At 31.8% G+C, this 24754-nt stretch carries 14 protein-coding genes and 1 pseudogene; 4 read left to right on the top strand and 11 right to left on the bottom strand.

Annotated elements, in window-relative coordinates; all coding sequences use genetic code 11:
* Positions 1 to 101: 101 nt before the first annotated feature.
* Complete coding sequence (locus B0A78_RS05660) at positions 102 to 1268, top strand: tyrosine-type recombinase/integrase (protein ID WP_205727444.1); 1167 nt, start codon at positions 102 to 104, stop codon at positions 1266 to 1268.
* 757 nt (positions 1269 to 2025) lie between these two features.
* Here the strand turns inward: B0A78_RS05660 and B0A78_RS05655 are convergent.
* Together B0A78_RS05655 and B0A78_RS05650 are read right to left on the bottom strand one after the other, a co-directional pair.
* Positions 2026 to 2922, bottom strand: coding sequence for an Rpn family recombination-promoting nuclease/putative transposase (locus B0A78_RS05655; protein ID WP_065213184.1), 897 nt, complete (start codon positions 2920 to 2922; stop codon positions 2026 to 2028).
* Positions 2923 to 3362: 440 nt separating this feature from the next.
* The gene (locus B0A78_RS05650) at positions 3363 to 4247 is read right to left on the bottom strand and encodes an Rpn family recombination-promoting nuclease/putative transposase (RefSeq protein WP_065213185.1); all 885 of its coding nucleotides are present in this window, start codon (positions 4245 to 4247) and stop codon (positions 3363 to 3365) included.
* Positions 4248 to 4352: 105 nt separating this feature from the next.
* Here B0A78_RS05650 and B0A78_RS14830 point away from each other — a divergent pair.
* Positions 4353 to 4474, top strand: a pseudogene (locus B0A78_RS14830) (transposase); the annotation flags it as partial.
* A 344-nt stretch (positions 4475 to 4818) separates the two neighbouring features.
* Here B0A78_RS14830 and B0A78_RS05645 read toward each other — a convergent pair.
* Positions 4819 to 7236, bottom strand: a complete 2418-nt coding sequence (locus B0A78_RS05645; RefSeq protein ID WP_065213186.1) for an outer membrane beta-barrel family protein — start codon at positions 7234 to 7236, stop codon at positions 4819 to 4821.
* Between the two features lie 173 nt (positions 7237 to 7409).
* Entirely contained in the window at positions 7410 to 11723 is a 4314-nt protein-coding gene (locus B0A78_RS05640) for a T9SS type B sorting domain-containing protein (RefSeq protein WP_097609456.1), read from the bottom strand.
* 202 nt (positions 11724 to 11925) lie between these two features.
* Between B0A78_RS05640 and argS the strand changes: the two genes are divergently transcribed.
* Complete coding sequence (argS, locus tag B0A78_RS05635) at positions 11926 to 13704, top strand: arginine--tRNA ligase (protein WP_014165227.1); 1779 nt, start codon at positions 11926 to 11928, stop codon at positions 13702 to 13704.
* A 140-nt stretch (positions 13705 to 13844) separates the two neighbouring features.
* Here the strand turns inward: argS and B0A78_RS05630 are convergent, their stop codons facing one another.
* From B0A78_RS05630 to B0A78_RS05610, 5 genes are all read right to left on the bottom strand, one after another.
* Positions 13845 to 14378, bottom strand: a complete 534-nt coding sequence (locus tag B0A78_RS05630) for a hypothetical protein (RefSeq protein ID WP_014165228.1) — start codon at positions 14376 to 14378, stop codon at positions 13845 to 13847.
* A 167-nt stretch (positions 14379 to 14545) separates the two neighbouring features.
* Positions 14546 to 16537, bottom strand: coding sequence for an excinuclease ABC subunit UvrB (gene uvrB / locus B0A78_RS05625; RefSeq protein WP_097609455.1), 1992 nt, complete (start codon positions 16535 to 16537; stop codon positions 14546 to 14548).
* An 87-nt stretch (positions 16538 to 16624) separates the two neighbouring features.
* A complete protein-coding gene (locus B0A78_RS05620) occupies positions 16625 to 17287 on the bottom strand; it encodes a thiamine diphosphokinase (RefSeq protein ID WP_014165230.1) in 663 nt (220 codons plus the stop codon).
* Between the two features lie 296 nt (positions 17288 to 17583).
* Positions 17584 to 18408 (bottom strand): DUF4249 domain-containing protein, encoded by an 825-nt coding sequence (locus tag B0A78_RS05615; protein WP_014165231.1) that lies wholly within the window; start codon positions 18406 to 18408, stop codon positions 17584 to 17586.
* 106 nt (positions 18409 to 18514) lie between these two features.
* Positions 18515 to 20887, bottom strand: coding sequence for a TonB-dependent receptor (locus B0A78_RS05610; protein WP_077225676.1), 2373 nt, complete (start codon positions 20885 to 20887; stop codon positions 18515 to 18517).
* Positions 20888 to 21428: 541 nt separating this feature from the next.
* Here B0A78_RS05610 and B0A78_RS05605 point away from each other — a divergent pair.
* A complete protein-coding gene (locus tag B0A78_RS05605; protein ID WP_014165233.1) occupies positions 21429 to 22028 on the top strand; it encodes a MarR family winged helix-turn-helix transcriptional regulator in 600 nt (199 codons plus the stop codon).
* 162 nt (positions 22029 to 22190) lie between these two features.
* On the opposite strand, the gene B0A78_RS05600 is transcribed toward B0A78_RS05605, so the two are convergent.
* Both B0A78_RS05600 and B0A78_RS05595 read right to left on the bottom strand, forming a co-directional pair.
* The gene (locus tag B0A78_RS05600) at positions 22191 to 22952 is read right to left on the bottom strand and encodes a copper resistance protein NlpE (RefSeq protein WP_014165234.1); all 762 of its coding nucleotides are present in this window, start codon (positions 22950 to 22952) and stop codon (positions 22191 to 22193) included.
* A 721-nt stretch (positions 22953 to 23673) separates the two neighbouring features.
* Positions 23674 to 24498, bottom strand: coding sequence for a hypothetical protein (locus B0A78_RS05595; RefSeq protein ID WP_205727434.1), 825 nt, complete (start codon positions 24496 to 24498; stop codon positions 23674 to 23676).
* Between the last annotated feature and the right edge of the window lie 256 nt (positions 24499 to 24754).

Raw genomic sequence — 24754 nt, 5'->3', positions numbered from 1 at the left:
GCTCAAAATTTTCTGCTAACACACAAATATACGCAACTCAGCGATGATTACAAGGAAAAACAAAGAAAGCTAGGTTATTCTAGCTAAAATCTTTAAAATCAATGCTTTTAAAAGACATGTCAAATGCGTATTTTATGTATCTTTATATAGTTTTATTGCGAAAAATAATATTTAAATATTTAAAATGCGCAGTTATGGATGTATCACAATATCAATTTTCATTCGGCACGCATCAAGGTCGAAACATCATTTGGATTCAGTTTAAATATCAGCTTAGTTTGAAAGACGCACTCCGCGAACGCTTTCCGTCAGCCCGTTATAGTAGTACACATAAAGCATGGTATTTACCTGACTTAGCTACCGTTCGTAAGGAGCTAAAACTACCTCTTAAAACTTTGGAAGAGCAAACTTTTAGTCATATTTCAGAAAATAATCGCCTGGCTGTAACTCAATATTGCAACCATTTAGATTTGCTGGCCTACAGTCCCCACACTAAGCGTACCTATCTGCAAGAGTTTATGCAATTATTGTCACTACTGGGGAACGTTTCTGTAAATTCTCTAACACCAGATAGATTGAAAGATTACTTTTTGTACTGTTTGCAAAAAAATGAACTTAAGGAGCAAAGTATGAACTCTAAAATTAATGCAATCAAATTTTATTTTGAAAAAGTCTTGCATCGCGAGCAAATGTTTTTTGATATTCCCAGACCCAAAAGCCCTTTAACATTACCCAAAATGTTATCCAAAAATGAAATTGTGAAATTATTCTCAGTTTTGGAAAATAAAAAGCATCGGCTTATTTTAAAATTATGTTACGGGATGGGACTACGCGTGGGTGAAATTGTTAATCTAAAAATAGAACATATTGATAGTCAGTCTATGCGGGTTTTGATTACAAATGCAAAAGGAAAAAAAGATCGTTATACGAATCTTCCTGAATCGGTTTTAGAAGACCTCCGAGCCTATTATTTAGAATATCGTCCTAAGACATGGTTATTTGAAGGGGCTTACGGTGGCGCTTATTCGATTCGTAGTATTCAGGCTGTTTTTAAAAGTGCTATGAAAAAGGCTAAGATTACCAAAACTATTGGAATACATGGATTGCGACATAGTTATGCTACGCATTTAATTGAAGGAGGGGCAGATATTCGTTTTTTGCAAAAGCTTTTAGGACATAGTAATCTTAAAACAACTCAAATTTACACGCATGTCACCGATGTGACACTTTCTAAAATAAAAAGTCCTCTAGATGGATTATCTTTGTGATACCATTTGAAAACCTTGAATTTTCTGGATTTTTTAATATATATTGCTACTTTGTGGTTTAGAATTGGTCGGATATAACTTTTGCTAATACTGACAATTCTATCTGGAACGTTTTTGCTCGTTTTGATTCCTTTTTTCTCTTTTTTGAATATTTATTGTATTGCTTACACTAATCTAAATATTTAGTTCTTGGTAGTTTTGTACCATTTAAACTTAAAATATACTGGATTAAAAAGTAAAGTTCTCGATACGTTTTTTTTCATTTTAAAAACAACTCGAACAAATTGTTGAGTATATAATTGAAATCATCGTTCGTTCGAGCGCGAAGCGCATCGAGAACCAACGCTAATTTTTGTTGCTTTTGTAGGATAGTGTCTAAATCAATATACAGTTTGTTACTCCTACGTAAGGAGGAGTCTCATAATCAGCGTTATGTGATTTCTCCCTTTGATCGACAAGATTGCGAAATTTTTGGACAGTCTCAAGGTTAAAAAAATAGTATTATGAGGAAATTTCAAAGTTTGAATAGTATAAAAACCAAAATAAAATAACTTCAAAAAAAAGAGGCGTTAAATGCCTCTTGTATATCCTTAAATTTTTACTTCGATATTCCCATAGTGGGCGGAAGTGTAAGCGGTTCCGTTCAACACGAGTTTACTTCACTTTGTTTTTATTTGTTTTTTTTTGTTCAGTGATTACAATTCATTGTTCGTGCTCCGCACGCAACGAAACCTTAGCTGTTGGCAGTAGCACCTTATTATAGTTTGTTGATTTCTTCTTTGGTTAAGCCTGTTGCCTGCGTAATTATTTCTACTGAAACACCTAATTTTTTTAAGGATTTAGCCGTTTCAATCTTTCCTTCAATCTTTCCTTCAATCTTCCCTTTTATTTCTCCTTCAATTAATCCTTCAATTAATCCTTCCATCTTTCCTTCATCGAAAGCAGTGTCGATAACGCCTTTTAGATCTCGGTAAACTTTAAGACTGCTCTCGTATTTGTCTAAATCCAATTGCCCTAAATTTGCCAATTCTGCTTTTTCAAAGGCTTGGGTAAATACTTCGTCCTTGAAAATTGTGGGAATACTTTGAAAATCTTCCAAGTTTTTGATAAAATACAACCATTTATCCAAACGGGAGCTTAATTCGTTTTCCTGTTTGTTAAAATTGGGCATTTCCAAGTAGATATAGGTCAGTTTATCGTAAAATACTTTTCCGTTTTGGTTTTTCAGCTTGATGGTATGCACTACCTCGCTTCTTTCGGGTTCGCTTTCGTAATCGTCGAAAGTAAAATCTAAAACACCTACGCAATAAACCGCTTTCAAATTATAGTTCCATTCTCCTTTTTCGGCTTGTTCTCTAATGGGAAATGTGGAGTAATAGATGGTTCTTTCTTTGAAGTAGTTTTGCTTGGCTTTTTGGAGTTCTACGATGAATTTTTCGCCTTTTTCGTTTTCGCAATAGATGTCGTAGATGGCTTTTCTGTCGAGGTCGGTCTGCCCGAGTTGTTCGGTGTTTTTAAAAGAAAGTTCTTTGATCTGGTCATATTCTGGCAACAAGGCATTGAGGAAGTCGATAAGCAGGTTTTTACTGGCTTCTTCCCCAAATATCTTCTTAAACCCAAAATCGGTAAAGGGATTGATGTATTTTGCCTTCATATTCTCAACTTGTTTTCTTGGTCAAATTTACAAAAAATAATCTTTGATGTTGATCTTAAATTTCGGAGGATTCTCGGTGGCGGTATTACAGGCAACGTTTTTTTGGAGGAGTGCACAAGACGTTTTGCCTTGCATGTACTCCCCAGAAACTTTTTTTAAAATAGCATTACGGATTTTTGAGTAGTAGGGGGGGCATAAGTGAAGGAAATCACTATAAAAAACACCTAAAGTAGACTTCAAAAAAAAGAGGCGTTAAATGCCTCTTGTATATCCTTAAATTTTTAGTTTGAAATCCCCATAGTGGGCGGAAGTGTAAGCGGTTCCGTTCAACACGGGTTTACTTCACTTTGTTTTTATTTGTTTTTTTGTGTTCAGTGATTACAATTCATTGTTGGTTCTTCGAGCCCAACGAAACCTTAGCTGTTGGCAGTAGCACCTTATTATAGTTTGTTGATTTCTTCTTTGGTTAAGCCTGTTGCCTGCGTAATTATTTCTACTGAAACACCTAATTTTTTTAAGGATTTAGCCGTTTCAATCTTTCCTTCAATCTTCCCTTTTATTTCTCCTTCAATTAATCCTTCAATTAACCCTTCCATCTTTCCTTCATCGAAAGCAGTGTCGATAACGCCTTTTAGATCTCGGTAAACTTTAAGACTGCTCTCGTATTTGTCTAAATCCAATTGCCCTAAATTTGCCAACTCTGCTTTTTCAAAGGCTTGGGTAAATACTTCGTCTTTGAAAATTGTGGGAATACTTTGAAAGTCTTCCAAGTTTTTGATAAAATACAACCATTTGTCCAAACGGGAGCTTAATTCGTTTTCCTGTTTGTTAAAATTGGGCATTTCCAAGTAGATATAGGTCAGTTTATCGTAAAATATTTTTCCGTTTTGGTTTTTCAGCTTGATGGTATGCACTACCTCGCTTCTTTCGGGTTCGCTTTCGTAATCGTCGAAAGTAAAATCCAAAACACCTACGCAATAAACCGCTTTCAAATTATAGTTCCATTCTCCTTTTTCGGCTTGTTCTCTAATGGGAAATGTGGAGTAATAGATGGTTCTTTCTTTGAAGTAGTTTTGCTTGGCTTTTTGGAGTTCTACGATGAATTTTTCGCCTTTTTCGTTTTCGCAATAGATGTCGTAGATGGCTTTTCTGTCGAGGTCACTCTGCCCGAGTTGTTCGGTGTTTTTAAAAGAAAGTTCTTTGATCTGGTCATATTCTGGCAACAAGGCATTGAGGAAGTCGATAAGCAGGTTTTTGCTGGCTTCTTCCCCAAATATCTTCTTAAACCCAAAATCGGTAAAGGGATTGATGTATTTTGCCTTCATATTCTCAACTTGTTTTCTTGGTCAAATTTACAAAAAATAATCTTTGATGTTGATCTTAAATTTCGGAGGATTCTCGGTGGCGGTATTACAGGCAACGTTTTTTTGGAGGAGTGCACAAGGCGTTTTGCCTTGCATGTACTCCCCAGAAACTTTTTTTAAAATAGCATTACGGATTTTTGAGTAGTACCTGGAAACGCAGTAAGTTGCCTGCTTTGCAGACTAAATTATAAGTAATACCATTTAAACTTAAAATATACTGGATTAAAAAGTGAAATTCTCGATCTGTTTTTTTTATTTTAAAACAACTCGAACAAACGGTTGAGTATATAATTGAAATCATCATTAGTTCGAGCGCGAAGCGCATCGAGAATCAACACTAATTTTTATTGCTTTTGTAGGATAGTGTCTAAATCAACATACAGTTTGTTACTCCTACGTAAGGAGGAGTCTCATAATCAATAGTATGTGATTTCTCCCTTTGGTCGAAATACAAGATTGCGAACTTTTTGGACAGTCTCAAGGTTAAAAAAATAGTATTATGAGGAAATTTCAAAGTTTAAATGGTATAAATTTAAAATAATCCTCCTCCTTGTGATTCTTCTTGATTTCTTTGTTTTCTATCTAGGGTTTTATTTTTGCCACTGCCAAAACGATAATTGAAATTAATATTTATAGTTTGGCTCTCCCACCTAAAGTTTCCGTTAATTTGAGCAGGTTCGTTACTATAAAAACGCGCTCTCATTGTATTAAAAATGTCATTGTATCGAATGCTTAAAGATCCTTTTCCATTTAATAAACTCAATCGAGCACCTAAGTCTGTTTTCCACATATCTTTATTAGAAAATTGTAAACCGTTTTGACCTGCTCTGTACATGGTAAACCAAATTAAGCGAAAGTCTTTAGTTAGTTTAAAAGTGTGATTTATTCTGCTATTAAATAGAATTGCATTGATGCTTTGTGTATATAAGTTGCCCTCTCTCTTTTCTATAATACCTGTTGAATGAGTAAAATAACTATCAGAACCAAAGTTTACACTCCACCATTTTTTTAAATCTAGGTTACCAGATAATTCAATTCCATATTCTGTATTGCGGTCAAAATTAGTAAAGGTTAATTGTTGTTTTGTTGGTTCATCAGGATTTGTAGTAATAATTTGACTAATTTGGTTCTGAATAAAACGTACAAAGGAACCTGATGTAAAAGATCCTGTTTTTAATTTTCGAGTGTAATTCAATTCAATAGAATTGGTAAATTGAGGTCTTAATTTAGAGTTTCCTACCTGCTGCATAGTAATGCCATTCCATTGTCTGATTTCATTAATCTGATCCATATTAGGTCTGTCAACTCTTCTAGAATAGTTAAGGTTAAATGAATTGTTTTCGGATGAATTATACGTTAAAAAAGTAGAGGGATATAGCGTAAAAATGTAATCTGAAAAAATTTTGTCTGTAGTTCCTATTTTTTGAAAATTGCCTTTTGCTTCATAACTTTCTAATCTAAGACCTATCTGATAATTCCATTTACCTAATTCTTTGCTGTAATTTCCATAAGCAGAATAAATATTTCTTTTAAAATTAAAATGAGCATCAAAAACAGAATTAACCTGAATTTTATTATTGGTATCATCTAATCGGCTTTCTACCCCGAGTTCTGTTTTAGAAGTTTCGTTTATAGGATTTACAAAATCAATATTGCCTATAAAGTTTGTACCGTTTTTTTGAACATTGTTTGTAAATTTGATATTGTTATTGAGGTCTTTAAAAAGACTATTTTCGGGATCATCATTTGTATTGTAATTTAACTCAATATCTAGTGTTTTATTTTCCTTATCAAATTTGTGTTTGTAAGCAAGATTATAGGTCTGATTTCTTTCTAAACCATTAGCTTCTTGTGTTTGTAAATCTTTAAGATTACTATCTAAATAATGGATACCGTTTTTAAATTCAACGGCTGGGTTGTCAAAATTTTGAATAGAATAAAATGAAAGTGTATTTTTATCATTAATATAAAAATCAGTTCCTATTTTAGTAAAATTATTTTTTCGGAAATGAACCACATCAATAGCAAGATCATAATCTTTTGTACTATTGTATTTGTTCCAATTTATAAGACCGTAATTTGTGTTTTTTCCATGATTTAAGGAATAAGTAGTATAGAAATTAAATTTATTAACCCGGTAGTTTAAATCTATAGAACCATTAAATTTAGGTTTAATAGCAAAACTAACAGCTGTAGTTATAGTTCCGTTAAAACCTAAATTTGAGTTTTTGTTGAGTATAATGTTTATAATACCACTCATTCCTTCAGGATTGTATTTTGCAGATGGATTGGTAATCAGTTCAATTTGTTTTATAGCAGTAGAGGGTATTTGTTGTAAGGCTTGAGCAGCAGAAAGATTAGAGGGTTTACCATCAATGAAAATTTTAACATTTTCATTTCCTCTTAAACTCACGGTATTATTTTGTACATCAACACTTACGGTAGGAATGTTATTCATTAATTCAGCAGCGGTAGCACCTGCTGTTTGTAAATCTTTGCCAATTGTAATTACTTTTCTGTCAATTTTTTGTTCAATTGATGATTTTTCTTTTGTAATGCTTACTTCATTTAATTGTTTCGATTCCTCTTCTAATACAATGTTTTTTAGATTGATGTTTTTATTCTCTGGGGTTAGTATTATCGTATTAATGTATTTTTTATACCCCATATAAATAATCTCTAGGACTAGATTTTTAAGAGGGAGATTGGTAATAGTAAATAATCCATTGTCCTTTGTAATAGCTCCGGATATTGTTTTTCCTTCGCTTTTTATTGTTACAGAAACATAAGGGAGAGGAGAATTGTTTTTTTTGTCGATTATTTTACCCGATAAAGATCCCGTAGTATTTGCATTAATCGTGTTATTATTACTAGTAGAAACTACTGGAGTTTGTGCTTGCATACAGGCCATAGCAGCTAGTAAGCAAACTAAAATTGCTTTTCTTTTCATTTTGATTGATAATTTTGATTGATGATGATTGAAACAATTTAAAGTAAAAGTGATATCGTGTAATACAAGGTACTTTTAGAATTAAATTTGATTCTGTAGAGTAAGACGTAATATGATTTTTTTTGTTACAGTTTAGATAAAAAAAATCCCGAAAAATTTTCGGGATTAAAATATTATCTTTTTAAACTAAAATGGGATTTGAAAATTTTTGTACTATTTTTTTCATTGTATTCTACTGTAAACCAATAGTCATCGGCTGGTAAAGGAATGCCCTGATAGGTCCCATCCCAACCTTTTGAATTAGGAGAAAAGCGTTGAATTAGTTTTTCATAACGATCAAAAATTTGAATAGAGGCTGTTGGATTGGATTGGATTAAATCAGGAATATTCCAATAATCATTATAACCATCATTATTAGGAGTGAAATATTTTGGATGGTTAATAATTGATATTGTAATAGGAGCAGGGCTACAATGCCCTGAATTATCTTTTGATGCAATGGTATGTTCTCCTGGGCTTACATTATAGAATAGATGGCTCTCTTGATAGTTACCATTATCTAGTTGATAGCTATAATTGCCTGAACCATTCCCCATAACATTAACCTTAATATAAGATGGTATTTCAAAAGCATCACTATATTCTAAGAGAATGTAAGGTTTGTATTTAATTACCTTTGTGGTGTAATTTTTTGTACAATTAGTGGTAGTGTTGGTTACCATTACAGAATAATTACCATCTTGTGAAACCGTGATTGAAGGGGTTTTCTCTGCCAAAGGAGTATGGTTATAAAACCATTGAAATTGATAATTTTGTAAGGATAAACCTGTATCTAAAATTGCTTGATTGTATAAAGTACCCGTTGCATAATCTTCACAAATAATATATTCTGGTTGTAAATTAGATTTGGGCAATGGCTCAATGATTAATTTTATTTCATTGCTTACATCAAAACAAGAATTGAGCTTACGGCTTGATAATCTGGCCCAAATAGATTGGTTAAAAGGGATATTATTGATGTATTTTATAGTTAGAGGGGTTGCATTTAAATCATTTGCTTCATTAAAACTTCTGAAATAGTCTACTTTTAAATCATTGGATGAAGTTGTATTTCCTAAAACAAGAGTATTAATTGTGCTTAAATCAAATTGAAAGATACCATCAAAAGGATCTTGAAACTCATCGCATACAGGAAGTGTGCTTATATTTTTAGGAGCAACAGGTTGAGATATAATTGTTAGTTTAAAACTTTTTTCATCTATACACTTAAGTTTGTTATTAGTACTCGTATATACATAAATAGGACTTATGACATTGGAAGTGTTATAGGTAGTTCCTGCTGGAATAATTGTACCAGGATGAGGTAATTCAGGATGGGCAGGATCCATAGGACTATCATAATATAGCATATTAACAGGCAGAGTAGGAAGGGTGTAAGAATTACAAACTACTAGATCTGTTTGTGGAGGAACCTCTAAACTATCAAACGTTATGGTAAAAGAACTTTGGCTGTAACAGTTAGATACCACAGGGTTTTGTGCATATATATAAATAGTTTTTACTCTAGTTGATTGTTCTATTCCAGGTCTTAGATCACTACTGTCTATGCTTAAATTAGTTATAAGGTTTTGACCATTAGGGTCTTGGTAATAATTTCCATTAGCTAAAGGAGTCAGATCGTATTTAAAGCAGGTAATTTGGTCCCCTCGGACATCAATAATAGGTTTGTTAAAAATAGTTATTTTCCAAGGGACTTCGTTAAAACATTTAGGGGTTAGGTTTCCTGGGGCTGTACTAGACTCTTTATAAATCCAGAGAGTTGTAGAGGTTTTTATTTCATTGTTAGGGAATAATTCAGTATTGCCAGGTGTATTAGGACCTCCTTGTAATGTAAAATACCTTCCTCCTTGGTTTTCTATTGGTAAAATATAATTTATACAAGATTTAGCCTCTTCAGGACTTACTAAAGAAGGTTGGTGAAAATTTATACTAAAAGAACTATTGTAAGTACAACTAGCATTTTCAATATAATGATAAATGGTTGTGTTTTGGGTAATCGTTTTAGGTGTTTTTATCAGGTTCCCACCTCCATTAGGAGCATCTCTAAATTCACCTATAACAGGTTGGGGTAAAATATAAAAATTACTACAAGAATCAATATTTTTTAACCCAATATCTCCTATATAAACCCAAAAATCGTAAATATTTGAGCGACAATTATTGTTTATAGCATAAGCATATACATGAGTTGTTTTACTAATAGGAAAACTTAATATACTATAGATACCAGTAGCATTATCATAGGTGTAGTAATCTGCGGTTCCAAGATCTGTAATCAAGATTGGTAAATTGGTTATAGGAATACAACTAAATAAATTAGTAAAAGTATTCTTTATAGTGGGGCTTTTTGAGATATTTATCTTAAAAGAGGTCGTAATAGGAGGACAATTAGGATCAGAAAACACATAACTTACATATAAAGTTGTTTCTCCAATTGTACTGATGCTAGTACCAGGAAGTATTTGTTGAGTTAATGCACTATCTAAAAAAAACTTTGATCCAGGAATACGAGGGCCAGGAATAATATAACTGTCACAACTTGTTAGGGTAGTAGGAATTAATTGGGTTGATTTTACAACATGTACGGTAAAAGCACTTTCTATATAACAATCACTAAGATTTCCACTACTTATATATTGATACACTAATGTTCCATCTATTGTTATGTTAGTTCCTGCAGGCCAATTAATGCCTGTTTGATTAGGGCCAGACCAATATTGAGCTCCATTAGGCTGTTCTGGTAAGGTGTATTGAACACAAACATATTGATCTTTTATAACTTCCAATGCAGGTCGTGGAATTACGATAACGTTAAAGGATTCCGTAACAAAGCAGCTTGTTTCCGTTTTTACAAATAATTGAATATAAATAGTCTTATTACCTGTTAAAAAAGGTTTATTCGTATCTATAGGAGAATCACTAAAATCAGGTTGTAAATGATAATTTATTTGATAAATAGAACTCGATAATCCGTTCAGTAACTTATTCGTTAGAATTGAAAATTCTTGTGTAGAAATAAAGGTTTCCCCACTTCCAAAAGTATTTTCACATTTTGTAATGTCTGTAGGTTTAATTAATGAAGGAGAAGGGGTCAGTTGTAAATCAAAAGATTTTGTATTATAACAACCATTTGCATTTTGAATTCTTGTCCAAATAATTTTAGGAAGCGCACTCGCTACAACGTTATAATTATTGCTTATAGAATTAATATTTTGTTGAGCATCTAACAATGTATCATGAAAACTAATTGTTAGAGCACCTGTTGGATTTAATAAAGATTGATTCGAGCTGAGATCAAAATCATAACTAGTTGAATTCGTATTGCATTTATATAAAACTTTAGGATTTACGCTAGATGGAGCACTCTGGTAACCAATCTTAATTTCGTCTTGTCCAGCAATACAAGGAGTTGACTTTATATAATAAATCAGACGATAACTTCCCGCTTGATTTAGAACTAAATTAGGAGCATTTGTACCAATAGAATTGTTATTTTGATTTCTCCATTCAAAATCATATAAGGTGCTATCTAGTCCTGATTGTAATGTATATGTTTCGTTTATACCCTCGTTATTACATAGGGTTAGATCAGGTCCCAAAGGAGAGGTGTCCAAAGAAAAGTTGGCTCTACCTAAAAAAATAGCAGAATCATCACTGGTTACATTTCTATCTCCAATAACAATTTTAAGATGATAAGTAGCCCCTTTTATTAAATTATCTTTAGTAGCATATAATAAAACTGTTTGCCCATTATAGTTAATAGGAGAAGTACTAGTGCTAATTCCTCCATTAAAACTACCAAAAAAGGTTGGATTAGCTGAATTACAACTAGAGTTGTATAAATTATTACGGATTGTTTCCACAGAAATAGGAAGATTTGTATTAGGGACTAAAGCAAGATTTTCCACCTTTCCATCAGGATGCGTTAGTAAAATAGCAATTCCATCATAGGTATTGCATTGATAAGTGCCATATTCCTCAGAAGTAAAAATAAAAGGGAGCTGAATATGAGAACTCAAAGAGCTAAAGTCAAATTCTAATTTCGTTGCATTTAAAAAAATTGGCGGAAAAGCAGGATCAGTTGTAAATACAGAAGTCAAATCACTATCACCAGGCCATGTATTGGTTCCGTCCTGTAACCTTGTGGTATTGGGCCCCGCAGATTTTAGGGCATTTCCTGTACTCAAAATGATCCCTTCACTAATAGGAAAAGCAGGATTTGTATTTTTAAAAGAACCAATGCCATTTGTAGATCCAAAGTTCGTTCCTGTAGAACTCTTGACATTAGAGACGTTTATGCAGACAGATTGTGTTAATACGTTGCGTACTAAATCATCAGGAGTTCGATTTGTTTCAACAGAAATAAATTGCGCATTAGAATAAAAGTCTATAAAAAAGACCAATAAGAGTAGGTATCTTTTGAGCATGGTACAATTCTTTAAAAATGAGACGACAAACTTATATTAAATATAGGAAAAAACTGATAAAAATATAAATAGGTTTATTTTAGATCCTTCAATTTGTTTTGGGGAGTTTTTTTAAAAAAAACTCCGAATTCTACTTGCTATATAAATTTAGTGAATTTCTATTTAAATAGTATCTTTGTATACTTTAAAAAATAATTAAATTATGACATTACAACAAATTCTTACGGAAAAGATTAAGATTGCAGTAGAGCAATTGTTTGAGGTTTCACTTGATAAAGTAGAATTTCAGGCTACCCGTAGGGAATTTGAAGGAGATATCACCATGGTCGTTTTTCCTTTATTAAAACTTATAAAAGGGAATCCTGTGGAAATAGGAAGTAAGATAGGTGATTATTTAGTTCAAAACGTAGCCGAAATTGAAAAGTTTAATGTGGTACAAGGGTTCTTAAATCTAGTAGTTGCCGACCGTTATTATGTAGATTTTTTTAATGCAGCTAGAACAATTGAACAATTTGGTTTTAAAGCACCTATAGAAGGAGACAAGGCCGTGATGGTAGAATATTCTTCGCCTAATACCAATAAACCTTTGCATTTAGGACATATTCGTAATAATTTATTAGGCCATGCCGTGGCTGAAATAGTAAAAGCATCAGGGAAAAAAGTTTATAAAACACAAATTATAAACGATCGTGGTATTCATATTTGCAAATCTATGTTAGCGTGGCAAAAGGAAGGGAAGAATCAAACACCAGAATCCACAGGCTTAAAAGGCGATAAATTAGTGGGGCATTTTTATGTTGAATTTGATAAACAATATAAAAATGAAATAAAAGAGCTAATAGCAGCGGGGCACACTGAAGAAGAAGCAAAAAAAATAGCACCATCTATTTTAGAAGCACAGGAAATGCTTCGCAAATGGGAAGCTGGTGATGCCGAGGTAGTTGCTCTTTGGAAAAAAATGAATCAATGGGTATACGATGGGTTTAGTGTTACCTATAAAAATTTAGGAGTTGATTTTGATTCGTATTATTATGAAAGTAATACCTACTTGTTAGGAAAAGATGTTATAGAAGAAGGATTACAAAAAGGAGTTTTTTATAAAAAAGAAGACGGATCTGTTTGGATCGATCTAACGTCTGAAGGATTAGATGAAAAATTAGTTTTACGTGCAGACGGAACATCTGTATATATAACACAAGATATAGGAACAGCTATTCAACGTGTAAAAGATACTCCAGATGTAGGAGGAATGGTGTATACAGTAGGAAATGAACAAGATTATCATTTTAAAGTATTGTTCCTAATTCTAAAAAAATTAGGATTTGATTGGGCTGAGCAATTGTATCATCTTTCTTATGGTATGGTTGAATTACCTTCAGGTAAAATGAAATCACGTGAAGGAACTGTAGTAGATGCAGATGATTTAATGGCAGAAATGACATCTACAGCACAATCTATTTCAGAAGAATTAGGAAAATTAGATGGGTATACGGATCAGGAAAAAGCAGATTTATACAAAATAATAGGTCTAGGAGCTCTTAAATACTATATGCTAAAAGTAGATCCTAAAAAAACAATGATGTTTAATCCTGAAGAATCCGTTGATTTTAATGGAAATACAGGACCATTTATTCAATACACTTATGCGCGTATTCAGTCTATTTTAAGAAAAGCAGATTTTGATTGTTCAGAGAACATTCTTTTAAAAGAATTACACGAAAAGGAAAAAGAACTCATCAAACAAATTGCTTTGTTCCCTGAAGCTATTCAAAATGCAGCGGTTAACCATAGTCCTGCGTTAGTAGCTAATTATACGTATGATTTAGTTAAAGAATTTAATTCGTTTTACCAAAATGTATCTATTTTAGGTGAAGAAAATACAGATAAAAAGATTTTTAGAGTTCAATTGGCTAAATTAGTGGGAGAAACAATTCAACGAGCATTTAGTTTACTAGGAATTCAAGTTCCTGAAAGAATGTAATAAGATAAGGCTGTCCAAAAAGTAATAAATCAACATGCAGTTTGTCACTCCGACGAAGGAGGAGTTTCATAATCAGGATTATGTGATTTCTCCCTTTGATCGATGACAAGATTGCAAACTTTTAGGACAGCCTCCTTTTTTTAAAAGCAATAACGAGCACTTACCCCTACGTTCGGACCAAATCCTCTATCGGTTATGTCTTTGTATTCAGAACTTATATAAAGCTCGGGTCTTAGATCTACTGCTAATCTTAACGGGAAATCAAAATTATATTCAATTCCTCCATTCCCAGCAACAATTAAATAAATTCCCGTTTTGTCCTCATACCTACCATTATTTGAATTATAGTAAGAAGAAGCAGACCAAGAACCTATTCCCGCACCAGGTCCAACAAACCATTTAAAACCGTCTTTTATGTCAAAAACCCAGTGGTATAAAGCGGTAAGTTTTATTTCACGTTGATCATACTTATAGTTGCCATATCTTGTATATCCTTGATTTTTGAAGCCAAGATTAGCTTCTATTCTATTGTCATCAGAGAGATCTCTTTGAAAAGTGATTTCAGCACCAAAACCGTTGTTTTCGTTAAGACGTATCCCTATAGCATTATCTTGAGCTATGCCTGTAGCCGTAATGCCCAATAAAGTAATGAATGTTAAAAAAGTTTTTTTCATTTTGTAATTTTTAGTTAGTTAACGGTATTAAATTAATAAATATTGTTCAAAAACAGATAATAGACAAAAAAGGAGCGTAATACAACTATTAAATTGTAAATAAATAAAAAAGAAAGATAGTTCACACTTCTTTTTTAAAAAAAGAATCTTAAATTTTATTGAAAAAATTAGTTTAACTTTTCTTGTAAAACTTTTATTTCGTCACGTAATTTTGCTGCTTGCATAAAATCTAAATCTTTAGCAGCTTTTTCCATTGCCTTTCGTTTTTCACGAATACGTTTTTCTATTTCAGGTTTAGTTAGATATTCCGTTTCAGGTTCTGCAGCTTTAGAAATAGAATGTTCATGATGGGAACTATTTGTTGAACTTTTAGATAAATGATTTTCAATAGATTTATTCAAAGCTCTTGGTACTAAATTATGTGCGGTATTAAAATTAATTTGTTTTTCACGACGATAATTCGTTTCATCAATCGTACGTTGCATAGAATCCGTTATTTTATCAGCATACATAATAGCTTTACCATTAATATTACGAGCGGCACGTCCTACAGTTTGTGTTAAAGAACGATGACTGCGTAAAAAACCTTCTTTATCAGCATCTAGGATAGCTACTAAAGAAACTTCTGGTAAATCCAATCCTTCACGAAGTAAGTTAACACCAATTAACACATCAAATAAACCCTTGCGTAAATCCTGCATGATTTGTACCCGCTCTAGTGTATCTACATCAGAATGTATATAACGACAGCGAATGGAAACTTTGGTTAAATATTTAGTCAATTCTTCCGCCATACGCTTGGTTAAAGTAGTTACTAAAACACGTTCATCTACTTCACAGCGTTGTTGGATTTCTTCTATTAAATCGTCTATTTGGTTGGTACTTGGACGTACTTCAATAATCGGGTCTAACAATCCTGTTGGACGAATAATTTGTTCTACATAAATACCCTCAGATTTTTGTAATTCATAATCAGCGGGTGTTGCAGATACATAAATGACTTGATTTTGTAGGGCTTCAAATTCTTCAAACTTAAGAGGACGGTTATCTAAAGCAGCAGGCAATCTAAAACCATATTCAACCAAGTTTTCCTTTCTACTTCTATCGCCACCATACATTGCATGTACTTGAGAAATAGTTACGTGACTTTCATCTACAACCATTAAAAAATCATCTGGAAAATAATCTAATAAACAGAAAGGACGAGTACCAGCTTCCCGACCATCTAAATAGCGAGAATAATTTTCAATTCCTGAGCAATACCCCAATTCACGGATCATTTCGAGGTCAAAATTCGTTCGTTCTTCTAACCGTTTTGCTTCTAAATGTTTGCCTGTTTCTTTAAAATAATCTACTTGTTTCACCAAGTCTTGTTGAATATTCCAAATAGCATTTTGTAAAACATCAGGAGAGGTAACAAACATATTAGCTGGGTAAATGTTTAGTTTTTCATAACGCTCTATTACTCTGGACGTTTTTACATCAAAAGCCTCAATTTCCTCAATTTCTTCGCCAAAAAAATGTATTCTAAAGGGATCGTCTGCATAACCAGGAAAGACTTCAACAGTGTCTCCTTTTATTCTAAAGTTACCGGGATTAAAATCTGCTTCAGTACGAGCATATAAACTTTGAACCAAACGATGTAAAAACTTTGTTCTTGAAATTTCTTGATTTCTTTCAATAGAAATAACATTTTTTTGAAACTCGACAGGATTTCCAATACCATATAGGCATGAAACAGAAGCGACCACTAATACATCTCTTCGACCGGAAAGTAGGGCAGAGGTAGTGCTTAAACGAAGTTTTTCTAATTCGTCATTAATTGATAAATCTTTTTCTATATAAGTCCCCGTTACAGGTATATATGCTTCGGGTTGGTAATAATCATAGTAAGATACAAAGTATTGTACTGAATTATTAGGGAAAAATTGTTTGAACTCTGAATATAATTGAGCAGCTAATGTTTTGTTATGTGCTAGGACTAAAGTAGGACGTTGTACTTCTTGTATTACATTGGCTACTGTAAAAGTCTTACCTGATCCTGTTACACCTAATAAAGTTTGATACTTTTCATCATTTTGGATTCCTTCGGCTAATTTTTTAATAGCTTGAGGCTGGTCTCCCATAGGAGAAAAATTAGATACAACTTGAAATTTCATTTAATACTAAAATTGGAAATGTAAAGTTAAAGTTTTATTGATCATATTAGCTACGCTAGTTTTAAGTGTTTTCATCATTGAAATAGATCAATCAAAGGATTCTATTAATAATAAATGTCCTTCTTTATGTTCAATGGTTACAATACCATCTTGTGTTGCAAAGTTGCTACTGCCTGTTTTAAAACCTAAAGTTAAGATGTCATTGTTTAAAGGATAAAATAAATTTTTAGAATGAATACCTTTGACTTCTCCAATTGGAATAAGTGAAAGCATACTGTTTTTAGGGTACCATTTTTCAAATTTTTGAGGCAGTAAATAAATTTTTGAATAATCATCTAGAATTACAATTTTTAATTCTTTTTTATAGCGAGCGATACTAGTAATGTTATTCAGAGTATGATCCGCTCGTTTGCCTGTAGCCCAAATAACATTTACGGCTTTATGTCCTTTATTAATCAAATAATCAAACGCTTTTTCTAAATCTGTTTTATCTTGGTCTGGAGTATGAACAATTTCAAGAGGGTATTGTCTTTCTTTATAAGATTCAGCATCAAATCCTCTATCAAAGTCGCCTAATAAAACATCTACTTTTATGCCTAAATTAAGAACTCTTTCTATAGCTGAATCTAAAACAATTACAAATGGGGACCATTCGAGTAATTGATCTAATAATTCGCGTGAGCATTCCGCTCCATTGGCAATTATTAATGCGGGTTCTTGGTTATCTCTAACAACGGAGTGTGAAGACATTTTTTCTACAAAAAAAAGAGGGTTAATACTAGGCTAAGTTTAATAAAAAATAGAAACACCATTTTGTTATTAAAAGTGTAATGACTATTTTCTAGAGTTTTACTTTTATATTATTTTAGAAATTGTCCAAAAAGAGGTATTGACATGTTTAGTTTGTTGCTCTAACTCAAGAAAGAATTATAAGGGGAGCAGCATCATTGCCTGATTCGTTTCAATCTTTTTCTTATTAGCTGATTAAAACGACGAAGGAACTGAACAGAATTAATACAATTACGACCTTTTGGACATTTTTTTTGTTATTTTACGATATAATCCTCTGATGATACTTCGCTTAAATTAAAATAGCCAAAAGGGAAACGATCATTATGGGTTTGATTAATAATGTTTCCTCGTAAAGTTGCAGGAGGGGTACTAAAAGGACCTCCCCCATTTTGTCCTGAGATACTGAGCAATTTACTCATATAATAAAAATGTCTTTCAGTAATACTTTGTATGCTGATTTTTATTTTATCATTAGATTCTATTTCATCATAAAAAAGACCAAACATAACATTTCCTTGAGAAAATTTATCATCTAGTAATCTATATTCAGGAAAAGCAATTTTGCTATTATCTATTTTAAATAAATAATAATTTTTTTCATTTCCATCATCTTTAAAAAAACCTTTAATTCGTATTTGATCTTTTCCATTTACCCCTTTTTGATTTTCTTGTTTGATTTCAATTATTTTAGGGGTAGCAAGCAAGGTATTACTAGCAGTATAAACATCGCCTTGGTAAATTATTTTTAGAGTATAGGTTTGACCTACTAAGGGAACAAAGTGGTTACAAACATAATCAGTAGTACCAGACACTTGATTAAAAGTATAAGTTTGATTAGTTGTATCCTGTATAGTTACTATAGCATTATTGGCAGGTAAAATATCGTTAGAATAAAAAGGGTTAGTAAGACTAAGTTTAATCGTTTGGTTTTGTCCTGTTGTATTGGGCATCCATTTTAGATTTGCATCAATTACAAGTTTAGGAGTAGCTGTTTCTAAGGGTATATCTACCACGTCTTCGCAATTTGCAAACAATAAAACAAGGATACAGCTATATAGAAATAAAGATATTTTTTTCATGTGGTGTAAATTTATGGGGCGTATATAAATGACTCTTATTCAGGTAAGTTCATTTGTAATCAATACGCGTTGATAGCAATTTTATATTATTTATAATGTATTTACTTTAAAATTTAAAATTATACGATACAGACGGAATCATGCCAAAAATGGATAATCTAACGGCTTCGTTAATTCCAGTGTCTTTATTTTGTCTAAAACTAATAGAGGCAGCATTTTTTCTATTGTATAAGTTATAGATACTAAAAACCCATTCTGCTTGCCATTTTCTATTTACATTTTTTCTAGGTTTTAGCGTAGCAGATACATCCAAACGATGATAAGTAGGTAGTCTGTTTTCATTTCTTAACCCATAACTAGGTACCACTAGGTCCTGGTATACATATTGGGCATTAGGATACGTAACGGGTTGTCCTGATTGAAGAGTAAAATTAGCTCCAAAACTCCATTTTTCATTTAATTTATAGGCTCCTGTAAATACGATATTATGAGGTTTATCATAAGCAGATCGGTACCAGTTTCCATCATTAATTCCTGTTTCTTGGTTGTTTCTTCCAGGAGTTTGCTGTTCAGAACGAGATAACGTATAGGATAACCATCCCGTTAAGTTTCCGCTATTTTTTCGGAGTAAAAGTTCTAAACCATACGAATGCATTTGCCCATTTAAAACAACCTGTTCAATGGCTTCATTGGCTATCAAATCTGCACCATCAATATAATCCATTCTATTCTGTATTTTTTTATAAAATGTTTCAACTTCTAAGGTGTATATGTCATTTTTGAAATTATTAAAATATCCCATGGCTACTTGATCTGCAACTTGTGGTTTAATATAATTATCACTAGGAGTCCAAACATCAAGAGGAGTAGGAGAAGTTGTATTAGAAACCAGCTGTAAGTATTGTACCATACGATTATAGCTTAGTTTTAAGGACTGTTCAGGAGTTAACTCGTATGCCATGGCAAAACGAGGTTCTAAATAATCATGAAAAGCTATTTTTTGAAATGAACCAAAGGTTTTTTGACCAATAGGAGTCGCTTTCCCATAAATTTTTGATTCCGAATCAAAAATTACAGGATTATCATTATCGTAGTAATTAATAGTAGAATTTCCCAAACGATAAAATTGACTATAACGCAACCCGTAGGAAATACCTATTTTTGAACCTATTTTTTGTTCAACATCTAGATAAAGGGCCGGTTCAAAAGCATACTTTTGATCTAACTTCTTATAGGTTATGGGGGATTTTTGATCCGTTGGTTCAATAATTCCAGGATTAAAATCACTATAAATGGCATTTAAACCATAGTTTAGCTTTAATTTGTCTACTATGTAATGTTTGAAATCATATTTGATATTGTAATTTTTGATACCAGAGTTCCAATTAAAGCCCACAAAATCTAACCTCAAACCATAATAATAATCACTATAAATTAAGGATAGATTAGAAAAAAGTTTATCTGAATATAAATGATTCCATCTTAAATTGAGTGTTGTATTGCCGTAAGTATTATAGAAGGTATTGCTAAATTCAAATACATCACGACCAAAATAACTTGATAAATATAGGTTGTTGTTGTTGTTTAGTTTATAATTTAATTTAGCGTTTAAATCATAAAAATAAGCTGCATTTTTATTATCACTTAATTTAAGAAATAGATGAGCATAAGAAGATCTCCCTCCAATCAAAAAAGAACCTCGCTCTTTTACAATAGGACCTTCTGCTAAAAACCGACTTGTAATAAGCCCAATACCACCATTGGCTGAAAAACGATTGCTATTGCCATCTTTTTGATAAATATCTAAAACAGACGAAGCTCTACCACCATATTTTGCGGGAATTCCTCCTTTATACAGTTTTAGATCCTTAATAGCATCCGGATTGAATACCGAAAAGAACCCAAAAACATGTGATGCGTTATATACTGTAGCTTCATCTAATAAAACTAAGTTTTGATCTGCTCCACCGCCTCGAACATTAAAACCCGATTGTCCTTCTCCCGCGTTAGTAACACCAGGTAATGATAAAAGGGATTTGATTATATCTACTTCCCCCAATACCGCTGGAATTTGTTTGATTGTTTGAATGTTTAATTTATGAACACTCATCTCAGGTTTGCGTATATTAGCCTTTTGTTTCGTGTCTGTTATTACAATCTCTTTTAACTGCTTATTTTCTTCTTCTAATCGAAAATTTAATTTAACATCTCCTTTTAGTTCCAGTTTTTGGCGTTCTGTTTTAAAACCAAAAGAACTTACAACTAAAGTATACGTTCCTTCAGGTAAAGTAATAGAAAAGAAACCATATTCATTAGTTGAAGAGGTTATTGAAGTACCCTCAATTTGTAAGTTGGCACCGATTACAGTTTCATTTGTTTTAGATTCAGAAATAATACCACTTAAGGTAAATTTTTGTTGACTAAAAAGAAATGAACTGTATAGAGTAAGAAATAACAGTAATATATTTTTTAAATTCATTGTATGTTTGTTTTTTAATTTTTTAAAGGGTTCGTTTTTTTGAATCTCATAACTTTTAGCTTTGTTAATAACAATTTTTTGAGTTCTTTTATATGAAAAAAATGCTTGTTTTCATTGCCTTTATTCTATTTAATAGACTCTAAAAGCGGTTTGTTTATTGTTTTTGTTGTCTTTAATAGCCTAAAATATCCTCATCTATTTACACTGCAAAAATAGTTTGAAAATTAAGTTATTGGTTACGTGTTTAATAAATAAAAAACATTTTTTTAAATAAAAAAAAACAGAGCTAAATTTACATCAAAAATATAAATATTAAATAAGTAAAATACGGAGTTAATACGATAGTAAGATTACTGATAAAATGTTCTAAGTAGTTTAAAGTCAATTTTTTAAATAAAATAAAAAACAGAAATACAAGTCTATTGTTTTTATTTATAGAATACTTTTTATCATTTATTTCATAAATTACGAATTTATACATGATTAAAAAAATAGTATTACTAATTTTGTCTGCTAAGGCTAATTCCTGATTTACTTTTTTATGAAAAGTGTATTTAATCTAAAATATCAAAATTTATCAATTGACAATAAAATTGTGGCTGGTTTAGATAAACTAGCTACAGTGCATCGTTATTTAATCTGGGAGCAATCTAAAAAATGGGCTTTAAGCCCTATTCAAATACAAATACTTATTTTTATAAAACATCACAATGAAAAATATTCAACGGTTAGTTATTTAGCAAAAGAATTTGGCGTTACCAAACCTACAATAAGTGATGCTGTAAAAACATTAGAGCAAAAAGGACTAATTGAAAAAATACAAGATCCTAATGATTCTAGAAGTTATTGTATGAAGTTGACAGCTAACGGACTTGAAATTGTTTTAAAATCAGAAGACTTTACTCAGCCTTTGCAAGTTTTTTTTGAAAAGCAAGAGATTTCAGATAAAGAAGTGATTTGGGAATTATTATCAAAATTGATTTTTAAATTATCTCAATCAAATATTGTTTCCGTACAACGGATGTGTTTTAGCTGCAAATTTTATTCAGACAAAAAAGATACCCATTTTTGTAATCTTATGCAAACACGTTTAGAAAAAACAGAGATTAGAATGGATTGTCCTGAACATATAAAAGCGTAAGAAAAAAGGACCAATAAAGAATATAGGCTAAAACTCTTTTACAGAATTAAAAGAGTTTTACTCAAAATAAAAGAAGAATCTCATATTGTGCATGAAATTCTTCCTTATGTTTAGAGTAATAAATAATCGGCGGACGATTCGTTTATATTCTGTATTCCAATTTTATTTTTTAGTATAATCTCCCGCTAAACTAGCACCACCACCACAGAAATGCATCAAATCAAAACGTTCATCAAATTTAGAAGTAAATACTTCTGCAATTTTAGTATCATCCTTAAATTGAATGGTCATGGTAGCTTTTAAGTTTTTTTTGATTTTATTTAAATCAAGATCAATCTGGTTATTCACCAACTGACCTTTGCCCTCAAAAGTACATCCCTTAGTTGCTCCAGTAAAAGTGATTTTTACATTGTAAATACTATCATTATCTGCTTTTAATTCTAAAATTTGATTATATCCTTTACCATCAATACTGGTTTGGTACGTTCCGTTTAACATTTTAGAGGTATAGCTTTCTGTTTTTTCAAAAATATATTTTTTGCTTAATTCGCCAGAAACTTCTTTTTTATCAGCATTTAATCTAACCAAGAGGTGATCTGGTTTTATAGCATAGTATTCTTTAGGCGAATTAGGGATTGTAACCTCAATAATATTGTTTTCTTTGCTCCATACCCCATACTCAGTTAATGACGTATCATCACTATCTAAATACAGTGTACTTTTGGCAACATTTCCATTCTTTTTAAACGTAATATTCGTGTATATACCAGGACAATCTGCACATGGTGTCGTGCCGCTATACATTCCTGTGAAATCGGTTTCAGAAGCGGTTTCCGTAGAGTCTAGAACTCCCGTTTCGTTTTTTTTGCAATGAGTTAATAATAAAGCACTAGATGCTAAAAGAATAAATGTGATCTTTTTCATGATTTTATATTGATATGTAATTATCAATAACCAAGAATCTTGCCAAATTTTGTTTTTATTTTAAAAAAGATTTCAGAATAAAAAGGTTGTTGTTTAGTACTGATTTAGGAACAACCTAATATGTCCTAAAATAGCACTAGTAATCACCGCTTCCAAGACGCAAATGCAAAAAGCGTAACTTTTAGCTATAAGGATTGCAATAGGTAAGGCATTAAAAAACAAATGATATTTTTTTGGAGGAGTTTACAAGACGTTTTGTTTTGCATATACTCCCCAAAACTTTGTCAAAATAAGGCATTATGCTTTTTGAGTAATACTATAAAAAGCAGCATGTTACCTGCTTAACAGACAAAATTACAAGTAGAGCTAATACAAAAAAATCCTAAATCAAAAGTAGTACCTAAATATCCCTTTTGTAAAAATGAAAATTTGCATACCCTAGCTTTTTTGACAAAAGAGGTCCACAGGATTGGTATCCTGAGGATAGCCAAAAATCCAATTTCTGTAAAAGTTAATTTTGTGGACAATGTATTTCATGTTCAAAAGCGACAAAAAACACTCATAAATCCTTAAAAATAGATTTCAAAAAAACCGTCAATTACCTATTATATAGACTTATAATCTCTCCATAGTGGACGGCACGTAATCGGTTTTGTTTAGCAAGGATTTCATTGTTGGCTCTTTGATGTCCAACGAAACCTTGGTTGTTATGCGTTCGTTGTTATTCTTCGTCCTCTTCGTCAGTGTAGTTAAATTCTACTTTACTCTGCACTACAATTTCGTCAAGTATATTGTTTAAATATCCTTGTTTTACTGCTTCATTAAATCTTATGTTAAGCATTGGGATATTAATTACCTCCTCAATGCAAGCCATATATTTTTCAACTATTGCTCTTATTGTATACGTTTTATCGGCATTGTCTTGGATTTTCTTTTTCAAAGGATCAACGTCCTCGTCTGATTTGATAACAAAAGTTATTGGATATTTTTGGATTTTGTCAATGTCAAGAAAGTATTTTTTGAAGTCCAATGTTTCTGTTACTTGAAAAAACCTACCTAATGGTTTCATTACAAAATCAATACCTCCATCATTTGCATTGGTTCGTCCTGTTTTGTATAGTTTTAAATTTTCTGTATTAAGTTTGTCCATCTCATAACCCCAAATAATAGTTTGGTCGTGGTAATAAAATTTGAGAATAGAATAACTTACAATTTCAAAAAGTCGTGCATCAACATTTGGTGCAAGTAAACCAATAATAAACTCTTCAACCTTTTCGGGTGTAGTATTTTCAATGTCTTGAAGTGCTTCACATTGTTTTACAAAACGCTGAAAAGCGTCTTGTTTTGTCTTTGTGTATTCATTAATTATTTCAATGATAGTAGTTGCTATATTGAAGTTACCTTTGCCAACTTTTATATTCAACAAATTTTCGTTTATCCAATATCTGTTTGTCGCTTGGTCTCTTAAAATTGGCTTGTATTCAGAAGTCGGAAAATACTTTTCAAACTCTGAATTCATACGATTATTCAAGGCGTGATTTTGCAATTTATTTCCAAAAGGCAACTCTCTTTGTCTTGCAAAAAGGTTATTGAATAAAGCACCATCATATTTTGAATAATCGCCTTTTGTATTAAACCCATTGGTTATATAATCCTCAATAATTACATAAATAGCGTAAAAATTAGCAAAACTACCTCTTGCTTTTGAACCTCTTCCTGTTGAACGAGTTTTCTCGTTTATGTATTGAATGAGTTGGCTTTTATCAAAAATATCATCTGCATTTTTATCAAAGTTTTTTGTG

The sequence above is a fragment of the Flavobacterium columnare NBRC 100251 = ATCC 23463 genome (assembly GCF_002530675.1).
GTDB lineage: Bacteria > Bacteroidota > Bacteroidia > Flavobacteriales > Flavobacteriaceae > Flavobacterium > Flavobacterium columnare.
Note: the sequence above shows the minus strand (reverse complement) of the source record. Positions and strands in the feature narration are given on the sequence as shown.

Bases quoted from the DNA above. Each gene is read 5' to 3' on its own strand.
- B0A78_RS05660 (WP_205727444.1), top strand. From the start codon at position 102: ATGCTTTTAAAAGACATGTCAAATGCGTATTTTATGTATCTTTATATA.
- B0A78_RS05655 (WP_065213184.1), bottom strand. From the start codon at position 2,922: ATGAAGGCAAAATACATCAATCCCTTTACCGATTTTGGGTTTAAGAAG.
- B0A78_RS05650 (WP_065213185.1), bottom strand. From the start codon at position 4,247: ATGAAGGCAAAATACATCAATCCCTTTACCGATTTTGGGTTTAAGAAG.
- B0A78_RS05645 (WP_065213186.1), bottom strand. From the start codon at position 7,236: ATGAAAAGAAAAGCAATTTTAGTTTGCTTACTAGCTGCTATGGCCTGT.
- B0A78_RS05640 (WP_097609456.1), bottom strand. From the start codon at position 11,723: ATGCTCAAAAGATACCTACTCTTATTGGTCTTTTTTATAGACTTTTAT.
- argS (WP_014165227.1), top strand. From the start codon at position 11,926: ATGACATTACAACAAATTCTTACGGAAAAGATTAAGATTGCAGTAGAG.
- B0A78_RS05630 (WP_014165228.1), bottom strand. From the start codon at position 14,378: ATGAAAAAAACTTTTTTAACATTCATTACTTTATTGGGCATTACGGCT.
- uvrB (WP_097609455.1), bottom strand. From the start codon at position 16,537: ATGAAATTTCAAGTTGTATCTAATTTTTCTCCTATGGGAGACCAGCCT.
- B0A78_RS05620 (WP_014165230.1), bottom strand. From the start codon at position 17,287: ATGTCTTCACACTCCGTTGTTAGAGATAACCAAGAACCCGCATTAATA.
- B0A78_RS05615 (WP_014165231.1), bottom strand. From the start codon at position 18,408: ATGAAAAAAATATCTTTATTTCTATATAGCTGTATCCTTGTTTTATTG.
- B0A78_RS05610 (WP_077225676.1), bottom strand. From the start codon at position 20,887: ATGAATTTAAAAAATATATTACTGTTATTTCTTACTCTATACAGTTCA.
- B0A78_RS05605 (WP_014165233.1), top strand. From the start codon at position 21,429: ATGAAAAGTGTATTTAATCTAAAATATCAAAATTTATCAATTGACAAT.
- B0A78_RS05600 (WP_014165234.1), bottom strand. From the start codon at position 22,952: ATGAAAAAGATCACATTTATTCTTTTAGCATCTAGTGCTTTATTATTA.